The 9,338-nt window shown below is 65.7% G+C and carries 7 protein-coding genes; all 7 read left to right on the top strand.

Annotated features, from left to right (window positions below; genetic code table 11):
* The first annotated feature begins 85 nt into the window (after positions 1-85).
* The 7 genes from moeB to ACM0PB_RS06785 all read left to right on the top strand — a co-directional run bounded on the left by moeB (position 86) and on the right by ACM0PB_RS06785 (position 9,282).
* Positions 86-1,222 carry a molybdopterin-synthase adenylyltransferase MoeB gene (gene moeB, locus ACM0PB_RS06815; RefSeq protein WP_414604527.1) on the top strand — a complete coding sequence of 379 codons (1,137 nt, stop codon included), beginning with the start codon at positions 86-88 and terminating at the stop codon, positions 1,220-1,222.
* A 305-nt stretch (positions 1,223-1,527) separates the two neighbouring features.
* Positions 1,528-3,360 carry a monovalent cation:proton antiporter-2 (CPA2) family protein gene (locus ACM0PB_RS06810; RefSeq protein ID WP_414604528.1) on the top strand — a complete coding sequence of 611 codons (1,833 nt, stop codon included), beginning with the start codon at positions 1,528-1,530 and terminating at the stop codon, positions 3,358-3,360.
* Positions 3,361-3,633: 273 nt separating this feature from the next.
* Positions 3,634-4,512: a bifunctional methylenetetrahydrofolate dehydrogenase/methenyltetrahydrofolate cyclohydrolase FolD gene (gene folD / locus ACM0PB_RS06805; protein WP_414604529.1), complete on the top strand. Its 879-nt coding sequence runs from the start codon at positions 3,634-3,636 to the stop codon at positions 4,510-4,512.
* A gap of 303 nt (positions 4,513-4,815) precedes the next feature.
* A complete protein-coding gene (gene guaB, locus ACM0PB_RS06800; RefSeq protein ID WP_014036909.1) occupies positions 4,816-6,273 on the top strand; it encodes an IMP dehydrogenase in 1,458 nt (485 codons plus the stop codon).
* A gap of 107 nt (positions 6,274-6,380) precedes the next feature.
* Positions 6,381-6,857, top strand: coding sequence for a hypothetical protein (locus tag ACM0PB_RS06795; protein WP_414604530.1), 477 nt, complete (start codon positions 6,381-6,383; stop codon positions 6,855-6,857).
* The gene (gene guaA, locus ACM0PB_RS06790; RefSeq protein ID WP_005413109.1) at positions 6,854-8,419 is read left to right on the top strand and encodes a glutamine-hydrolyzing GMP synthase; all 1,566 of its coding nucleotides are present in this window, start codon (positions 6,854-6,856) and stop codon (positions 8,417-8,419) included. The genes ACM0PB_RS06795 and guaA overlap by 4 nt, the downstream gene beginning before the upstream one ends.
* 350 nt (positions 8,420-8,769) lie before the next feature.
* Positions 8,770-9,282 carry a hypothetical protein gene (locus ACM0PB_RS06785; RefSeq protein WP_414604531.1) on the top strand — a complete coding sequence of 171 codons (513 nt, stop codon included), beginning with the start codon at positions 8,770-8,772 and terminating at the stop codon, positions 9,280-9,282.
* Positions 9,283-9,338 lie beyond the last annotated feature (56 nt).

Genomic DNA, 9,338 nt, shown 5'->3' with positions numbered 1-9,338 from the left:
GCCATGCCGGCCAGCGGCCGGCACTACCCCATGTTTGCAGGTATCGGTCAAGGCGGCCTGCCGCCACGTGCGCGATAATGCGGCCATGAGCATCCAAGAGCTTTCCCCCGCGCAGGCACGCGAGCGCCTGGCCCATGGCGCCGTGCTGATCGATGTGCGCGAGGCGCATGAACGGGCCGGCGGGATGGCCGAGGGCGCGCGCGGCGTGGCCAAGGGCGAGCTGCAGGCCGACCCGGCCGCGCATCTGCCGCGGCGCGACCAGGAGATCCTGCTGATCTGCCAGAGCGGCAAGCGCTCGGCCGATGCCGTGCAGTTCCTGCTGGAGGCCGGCTACACCCAGGTCGCGTCCGTGACGGGCGGTACCGTGGCCTGGCGCGAGCAGTCGCTGCCCTTGGTGCAGCCGCTGGCCAGCGCCGCCGACCGCGATTTCTTTGATCGCTATTCGCGGCATCTGCTGCTGCCACAGGTGGGCGAGGCCGGCCAGCGCCGGCTGCAGGATTCGCGCGTGCTGGTGCTGGGTGCGGGCGGCCTTGGTGCGCCGGCCGGCTTCTATCTGGCTGCCGCCGGGGTAGGGCACCTGCGCTTCGCCGACCACGACCGCGTGGAGCGCAGCAACCTGCATCGGCAGATCGTGCATACCGAAGCCAGCGTCGGCCAGCTCAAGGTCGATTCCGCGCGCGAGCGGCTGCTGGCGTTGAATCCGTCGATCGAGGTCGAGGCGGTGCCGGAGCGGGTGACCTCTGAGAACGTGGATGCGCTGCTCGAGGGCGTGGACGTTGTGCTGGATGGCTCGGACAACTTCCCGCTGCGCTACCTGCTCAACGACGCCTGCATCAAGCACGCCAAACCGCTGGTGTATGCCGCCATCGAGCGCTTTGACGGCCAGGTAAGCGTGTTTGACGCCGGTCGCCAGCGCGGCGTGGCGCCGTGCTACCGCTGCCTGTTCCCGGAACCGCCGCCGCCGGAGTTTGCGCCGAACTGTTCCGAGGCCGGTGTGCTGGGCGTGCTGCCTGGCCTGGCCGGCGTGCTGCAGGCCACCGAGGTGCTGAAGCTGCTGCTGGGCATCGGCGAGCCGCTGGTGGGCCGCCTGCTGCGCTTCGATGCGCTGGGCATGCGCTTCCGCGAGACCGGCATCCGGCCGGACCCGCAGTGCCCGGTGTGCGCGCCGGGTGTGCCGTTCCCGGGATATATCGATTACGCCGCGTTCTGCCGGGGTGGGTGAGGCTGGCCGGGGATTCATCCACGCATGGCGTGGATCTACCGGGGCGCGGCGGCTGTGCGTCATCCACGCATGGCGTGGATCTACTGTAGAGCCGAGCCCATGCTCGGCTGCTTCTTGCCTCGGCACGAAGAGCAGCCGAGCGTGGGCTCGGCTCTACAGCGACGTGCATGGATTCGGGATGATGTTGGGGGCCACTCCCGGCATCGTTCCACCTCCAAGACAATCCGGCGCAACATGCGTGCTATTGCCGTCATCGGCATTGCTCTATTGTTGAACCCGATTCTGGATCTCGGGGAACATACCGCATGGCGGTAGAAGCAGCGACCAGCGAGCTGGTCAAGGTCGTGGCCCTGTTGGGCGCGGCGGTGGTGATGGTGCCTTTGTTCCGCAGGGCCGGCCTGGGCTCGGTGCTGGGCTACTTCGCCGCTGGCCTGGCGATCGGACCGTTCGGGCTGGGCTGGTTCTCCGACCCGCAGGCGATCCTGCATACCGCCGAGCTCGGCGTGGTGATGTTCCTGTTCGTGATCGGCCTGGAAATGCGGCCCTCGCACCTGTGGAGTCTGCGCAAGGAGATCTTCGGGCTGGGCACGCTGCAGATCGTCACCTGTGCGCTGGTGCTGACCAGCATCGCCAAGCTGTTCGGCCTGCCGTGGCAAGTGGCCTTCATCGGCGCCACCGGCTTCGTGCTCACCTCCACCGCGGTGGTGATGCAGCTGCTGGCCGAGCGCGGTGACATCGCGCTGCCGTCGGGGCAGAAGATCGTCTCCATCCTGCTGTTCGAAGACCTGCTGATCGTGCCGTTGCTGGCCCTTGTGGCGTGGATGGCGCCCGGCGCGGGCAGTGCCGATGGCGAGGGCTCGCGCTGGCTGTCGGTGGCGATCGGCGTGGGTGCCATCGTCGGCCTGGTGCTGGTCGGCCGCTTCCTGCTCAACCCGCTGTTCCGCGTGCTGGCCGAATCGAAGGCGCGCGAGGTGATGACCGCCGCCGCGCTGCTGGTGGTGCTGGGCGCGGCGCTGCTGATGCAGCTGTCGGGCCTGTCGATGGCGATGGGCGCGTTCCTGGCCGGCGTGCTGCTGAGCGAGTCGACCTTCCGCCACCAGATCGAAGCGGACATCGAGCCGTTCCGCGGCATCCTGCTGGGCCTGTTCTTCCTCAGCGTCGGCATTGCGCTGGACCTGGGCGTGGTGGCCGGCAACTGGCAGCTGATCCTCGGCCTGGTGCTGGCGTTGATGGCGGCCAAGGCGCTGTGCATCTACGTGGTCGCGCGCATCATGGGCAGCGACCACGCGCAGGCGCTGGACCGCGGCGTGCTGATGGCGCAGGGCGGCGAGTTCGCCTTCGTGCTGTTCTCCGCCGCCGCATCGGCCGGCGTGATCAACCTGAAGATCAATGCCAACTTCACCGCCGTGGTGGTGCTGTCGATGGCGCTGACCCCGCTGGTGGTGCTGGTCTACAAGCGCATCGCACCGAAGCCGACGGTGAACATGGACGGCGTGGACGAGGCCGATGGCCTGTCCGGCAGCGTGCTGCTGATCGGCTTCGGTCGCTTCGGCCAGGTCGCCAGCCAGTCGCTGCTGGCGCGCGACGTGGACGTGACCATCATCGACAACGATGTGGAGATGATCCAGAGCGCGGCGCGCTTCGGTTTCAAGATCTACTACGGCGACGGTACGCGACTGGACGTGCTGCATGCCTCGGGCGCGGCCACCGCACGTGCTATTGCGGTGTGCGTGGACAAGGCCGAGGCGGCTGATCGCATTGTTGAGCTGGTGTCGCACGAGTTCCCGCAGGCCAAGCTGATGGTGCGCTCGTTCGACCGCGAGCATTCGCTGCGGTTGATCCATGCCGGTGTTGATTTCCAGATCCGCGAGACGTTTGAATCGGCGGTGCTGTTCGGCCAGGCCGCACTGGTGGAACTGGGTGCGGACGAGGACGATGCGATCGAAATTGCCGAGCAGATCCGTCGCCGCGACGCCGAGCGCTTCGAGCTGGAGATTGCCGGTGGTGGTCTGAATGCCGGCGCCAAGATGGTGTTCGGCAACTCCGGCCAGGGCGTGCCGACGCCGACGCCGTTCACCGCACCGAAGCGGGCAAGCAAGACGTTGAACCCGCAGGACGTGCCGGAAGAGGAAGAATAAAGCCCGGTAGTGCCGGCCGCTGGCCGGCAAATGTGCAAACGTTCCGACCACATGAGGGTGCCGGCCAGCGGCCGGCACTACCGTGTGGGGAATTGCCGAAGCCGGCGGTTGGTAATGCCGGCCGCTGGCCGGCGGATACGGAAACGTTCCGACGTCATGGGGTTGCCGGCCAGCGGCCGGCACTACCAGGCAGGTGGGGGATCGCCAAAGTCGGTGGGCGAGGGGGCCTGAATCAGGGACAATAGCGTCCCCGCCGCCCCACGCCTGCCCCCGATGACCGATTCCGCCCCCCAGCATTCTGCCCGCATCCTTGATGGCCGCCGCATCGCCGAGGACCTGCTCGACAGCCTGAAGGTGCGCGTCGACGCCCGCGTGGCTGCTGGTGGCAGCCGCCCGGGCCTGGCCGTGGTGCTGGTCGGTGGCGACCCGGCCTCGACCGTGTATGTGCGCAACAAGCGCCGTGCCGCCGAGAAGGTCGGCATCGAAGCGCATGACTACGATCTGCCGGCCGGGACCACCGAAGCCGAGCTGCTCGAGCTGATCGACCAGCTCAACGCCGATCCGAAGATCAACGGCATCCTGATCCAGCTGCCGCTGCCGGGGATCCCCGACGCGCGCCGGCTGATCCAGCGCATCGACCCGCGCAAGGACGTGGACGGCTTCCACCCGGAAAACGTCGGCCACCTGGCTCTGCGCGAGTTCGGCCTGCGCCCGTGCACCCCGCGTGGCATCACCACGCTGCTGGGCCACACCGACCAGCCGGTGCGCGGCCGCAACGCCACCATCGTGGGCGTCAGCAACCACGTCGGCCGCCCGATGGGCCTGGAGCTGCTGATCGCCGGCTGCACCGTGACCAGCTGCCACAAGTTCACCCCCAAGGACGTGCTGGAACAGGCCGTGCGCAACGCCGACATCCTGGTGGTGGCGGTCGGTCGCCCGGGCATCGTGCCGGGCGAGTGGGTGAAGCCGGGCGCGGTGGTGATCGACGTGGGCATCAACCGCTTGGATGACGGCCGGTTGGTGGGCGATGTCGGGTTTGAGGCCGCCGCCCAGCGGGCCAGCTGGATCACCCCGGTGCCGGGTGGCGTGGGCCCGATGACCGTGGCCACGTTGATGCAGAACACCCTGGAAGCGGCAGAAGCGCTGAGCTGACCTCACTTGGGGCTGTTCTCAGGTGCCTGAGGGATAGTGCGGACCAACGGTCCGCACCCACCAAAGGCGCTTCAGGGCTGGCTCGGGTGATCCTCTCAAGGTGGGTGCCGACCGTTGGTCGGCACAATGCCGGTGCACAGGTGTATGAAGGCAGTGCGGACCAACGGTCCGCACCCACCGAGGCAGGTTCCAAACCCTCCTGAACCGATCACCGCCCGCGCGACACTGCGTCGCATCTACCCCCTGCCACGCGGCGCGAAAACAGGGTAAAATGTCGCGCTTCCCCACATCTCGGGTATGCCGATGCTGCGCATCCAGGCTGAAGCACTCACTTACGACGACGTCTCGCTCGTCCCCGCCCACTCGACCATCCTGCCCAAGGACGTCAACCTCGAAACGCGGTTGACCCGAGACCTGAAGCTGAAGCTTCCGATCCTGTCCGCCGCCATGGACACCGTCACCGAAGCCCGCCTGGCCATCGCCATGGCCCAGCTCGGCGGCATGGGCATCATCCACAAGAATCTCAGCCTGGAACAGCAGGCCGCGGAAGTGGCCAAGGTCAAGAAGTTCGAGGCCGGTGTCATCCGCGACCCGATCACCGTCGGCCCGGAAACCACCATCCGCGACGTACTGGCCCTGACCCAGGCGCACAACATCTCCGGCGTGCCGGTGGTGGGTAGCGACGGCCTGCTGGCCGGCATCGTGACCCACCGCGACATGCGCTTCGAGACCGAGCTGGATGATCCGGTCCGCCACATCATGACCAAGAAGGATCGCCTGATCACGGTCAAGGAAGGCGCCGCGTCCGACGAAGTGCTGCAGCTGCTGCACCGCAACCGCATCGAAAAGGTGCTGGTGGTCAACGATTCGTTCGAACTGCGTGGCCTGATCACCGTCAAGGACATCCAGAAGAACACCGACTTCCCCAACGCTGCCAAGGATCTGTCGACCCGCCTGCTGGTCGGCGCGGCCGTCGGCGTGGGTGGCGATACCGATCGCCGCGTGGAAGCGCTGGTCGCCGCCGGCGTGGACGTGATCGTGGTCGATACCGCGCACGGCCACTCGCAGGGCGTGCTGGACCGCGTCAGCTGGGTCAAGAAGAACTTCCCGAACGTGCAGGTCATCGGTGGCAACATCTGCACCGGCGAAGCCGCACTGGCGCTGCTGGACAGCGGCGCTGACGCAGTGAAGGTCGGCATCGGCCCAGGTTCGATCTGCACCACCCGCGTCGTCGCCGGCGTCGGCGTGCCGCAGGTCACCGCCATCGATCTGGTGGCCGAAGCGCTGCAGGACCGCATCCCGCTGATCGCCGACGGTGGCATCCGCTACTCGGGCGACATCGGCAAGGCGCTGGCCGCCGGTGCCTCGACCATCATGGTCGGTGGCCTGCTGGCCGGTACCGAGGAATCGCCGGGCGAGACCGAGCTGTACCAGGGCCGTTCGTACAAGAGCTACCGCGGCATGGGTTCGCTGGCTGCCATGGAGAAGGGGTCGAAGGACCGCTACTTCCAGGACGCCGCCACCGCCGACAAGCTGGTGCCGGAAGGCATCGAAGGCCGCGTGCCGTATCGCGGCCCGGTGGGCGGCATCATCCACCAGCTGATGGGCGGCCTGCGCGCCACCATGGGCTACGTGGGCTGCGCCACCATCGACGAGATGCGCAGCAAGCCCAAGTTCGTGAAGATCAGCGGCGCCGGCCAGCGTGAGAGCCACGTCCACGACGTGACCATCACCAAAGAGCCGCCGAACTACCGCGCCTGATGCGCTTGCGAACTGCTCTTGCGATTACGGGCAGCCTGCTGATGGCAGGCTGTTCGTTGTCCGAACCGCCGCCGCGCTCCGGGTCTCCGGGCGCGGCGGTTTCGCAAGTGAAGGACGTACAGGCGTGCCAGAACGCGTTCTCGCTGCCGAAGGGCTGGCAGGTGCAGGCCGCTGGCGCGCAGCGTTGGCTGCTGAAAGGCACCGGTGAGCGCCCGCTGCAGGTCACGCTGCAATGCATTACCGAGCTGCTGCACGGGCCGGATGATCCGGTGCTGACGCCAGTACTGGGCGCGCTGGAGCCCGCACGGATGAGCGTGCAATGGGCGTCCTGGGGCGCTGCAGATTCGGGCTTCTCGATGGCCGCACTGCAACGTCGCCTCGTACCTGGCACCGAAGTGCAGGAAATCGCCGAGCTGCCGCGCGCTGACCGCGCCAACCCCAACGCACCGCACGGCCTGCTGATGCTGCGCTGGGACGAGGAAGACCCCTCACATATTCAACAACGCGAGGCGTTCATCGCCACGCTGACGCAGAGCCTTGAAGCGCCGGGCACTGCGAAAAACACCACTGGAACGGCACCATGACCAACATCCATAACGACAAGATCCTCATCCTCGATTTCGGCGCGCAGTACACGCAGCTGATCGCCCGCCGCATCCGCGAGCTGGGCGTCTACTGCGAAATCTGGGCCTGGGACCACAACCCGGCCGAGATCGCCGCGTTTGGCGCCAAGGGCATCATCCTGTCCGGTGGCCCGGAATCGACCACGCTGCCGGGTGCCCCGGCTGCGCCGCAGGAAGTGTTCGACAGCGGCCTGCCGATCTTCGGCATCTGCTACGGCATGCAGACCCTGGCCGCGCAGCTGGGCGGTGCCACCGAAGCGGCTGACCAGCGCGAGTTCGGCCACGCCGAAGTGAACGTGATCAACCCGGATGCGCTGTTCAAGGGCCTGAGCGACCACGGCGGCGAGCCGAAGCTGAATGTCTGGATGAGCCACGGCGACCATGTCTCCGTTGCACCGCCGGGCTTCACCATTACCGCCACCACCGACCGCATTCCGGTGGCCGCCATGGCCAACGAAGAAAAGCGCTGGTACGGCGTGCAGTTCCACCCGGAAGTGACCCACACCCTGCAGGGCCAGGCGCTGCTGCGCCGCTTCGTGGTGGACGTGTGCGGCTGCCAGACCCTGTGGACCGCCGCCAACATCATCGACGACCAGATTGCCCGCGTGCGCGAACAGGTGGGCGATGACGAAGTGATCCTGGGCCTGTCCGGCGGCGTCGATTCGTCCGTGGTGGCCGCACTGCTGCACAAGGCCATCGGCGAGAAGCTGACCTGCGTGTTCGTGGACACCGGCCTGCTGCGCTGGCAGGAAGGCGACCAGGTGATGGCGATGTTCGCCGAGCACATGGGCGTGAAGGTGGTGCGCGTGAATGCCGCCGACCGTTACTTCGCCGCGCTGGAAGGCGTGAGCGACCCGGAAGCCAAGCGCAAGATCATCGGCAACCTGTTCGTTGAGATCTTCGACGAAGAGTCGAACAAGCTGAAGAACGCCAAGTGGCTGGCGCAGGGCACCATCTACCCGGACGTGATCGAGTCGGCCGGCAGCAAGACCGGCAAGGCGCATGTGATCAAGAGCCACCACAACGTGGGCGGCCTGCCGGAGCACATGAAGCTGGGCCTGGTGGAGCCGCTGCGCGAGCTGTTCAAGGACGAAGTGCGCCGCCTGGGCGTCGAGCTGGGCCTGCCGCGCACCATGGTCTACCGCCATCCGTTCCCGGGCCCGGGCCTGGGCGTGCGTATCCTGGGCGAAGTGAAGCGCGAATACGCCGAGCTGCTGGCCAAGGCCGATGCCATCTTCATTGATGAGCTGCGCAAGGCGGACCTGTACGACAAGACCAGCCAGGCGTTTGCCGTGTTCCTGCCGGTGAAGTCGGTGGGCGTGGTGGGCGATGCGCGCGCTTATGAGTGGGTGATTGCGCTGCGGGCCGTGGAGACGATCGACTTCATGACGGCGCATTGGGCGCATCTGCCGTATGAGTTCCTGGGCACGGTGAGCAACCGGATCATCAATGAGTTGCGGGGGGTGTCGAGGGTGGTTTATGACATCTCGGGGAAGCCGCCGGCTACTATTGAGTGGGAATGAGTTGAAAGAACGAGGGCGCCGAGAGGCGCCCTTTTTTTGTCATCGCTGGCAAGTCGGCGGGCAGGGCAGCTTGGCCCAGCCCGCTACTGCGCGTCCAACGCATCAGTGGCTGGAAGGTCGCAATCAAAGCATCCGGAACAGATGCTAATTTGAAAGAGGAGCTTATTGAATCGAGACGGGGCACTGAAACGTCTGCTGTCTCAGTCCCTGGGACGCATCCATAGTTATGATTGTGCCTTTCAATAGAAGGCTAATTAGTGGAAATAGACTGTGCTCGACCCGAGAAGCTCTACTGCTACTCGGAGCTGAGGTGGCTGGACAGGTCTCTTCGATTAGGAGAGTTCCGGCTAATGCCAGCCTCCTTCTATATGGCACTTGAGGGCGACGCTGCCCGCCAGGACTATGAGCTATGCCGCAGTCGAGCGGTGACGCCAGAGCTCGCCTACATCACTCGCGAAGATGGTCAGTTCATACGCCCGGTAGGTGACGTGATATTCACTAATCGTTTGCTACGGGACTATCTAATGATCTGCTTTTCTTCTCATCGATATCCTGAAGATGCAGGCGGATTCAGTGGAGTCGATGCTTGCCTGGTGATTCATGATCCAGAGGAGCTACTGGGGCGCTTGCATGCGGAAATTGAAACGGTTGTGCCGGGTGGAATCAGTATGGATGCTTCTGTTAGGTATGGCGCGCCGCATGAACTTGGGGTGGCGTACTCCAAGCCTGCGGCATACGCGAATCAATGCGAGCATCGCCTAACCGTACTTCCCCCGGATGATCGCTTGCTCTCACCATTGCTTATTAGCATTGGAAGTATTGATGCGATTGCAGAGATTGTTCCAATTCAGGCGGCTCGCTAAGAACCGTTTGGGGTCGCATACAGCAATGAAATTCGGGGAGAACATTGGCCAAGTGA

The organism is Stenotrophomonas sp. AR029 (assembly GCF_047520695.2).
Taxonomy (GTDB): Bacteria; Pseudomonadota; Gammaproteobacteria; order Xanthomonadales; family Xanthomonadaceae; genus Stenotrophomonas; species Stenotrophomonas sepilia.
The sequence above is the reverse complement of the archived record's forward strand: the minus strand, read 5'-3'. Positions and strand labels throughout refer to the sequence as shown.

Bases quoted from the DNA above. Each gene is read 5' to 3' on its own strand.
- ACM0PB_RS06785 (WP_414604531.1), top strand. From the start codon at position 8,770: ATGCCAGCCTCCTTCTATATGGCACTTGAGGGCGACGCTGCCCGCCAG.
- guaA (WP_005413109.1), top strand. From the start codon at position 6,854: ATGACCAACATCCATAACGACAAGATCCTCATCCTCGATTTCGGCGCG.
- guaB (WP_014036909.1), top strand. From the start codon at position 4,816: ATGCTGCGCATCCAGGCTGAAGCACTCACTTACGACGACGTCTCGCTC.
- ACM0PB_RS06810 (WP_414604528.1), top strand. From the start codon at position 1,528: ATGGCGGTAGAAGCAGCGACCAGCGAGCTGGTCAAGGTCGTGGCCCTG.
- folD (WP_414604529.1), top strand. From the start codon at position 3,634: ATGACCGATTCCGCCCCCCAGCATTCTGCCCGCATCCTTGATGGCCGC.
- moeB (WP_414604527.1), top strand. From the start codon at position 86: ATGAGCATCCAAGAGCTTTCCCCCGCGCAGGCACGCGAGCGCCTGGCC.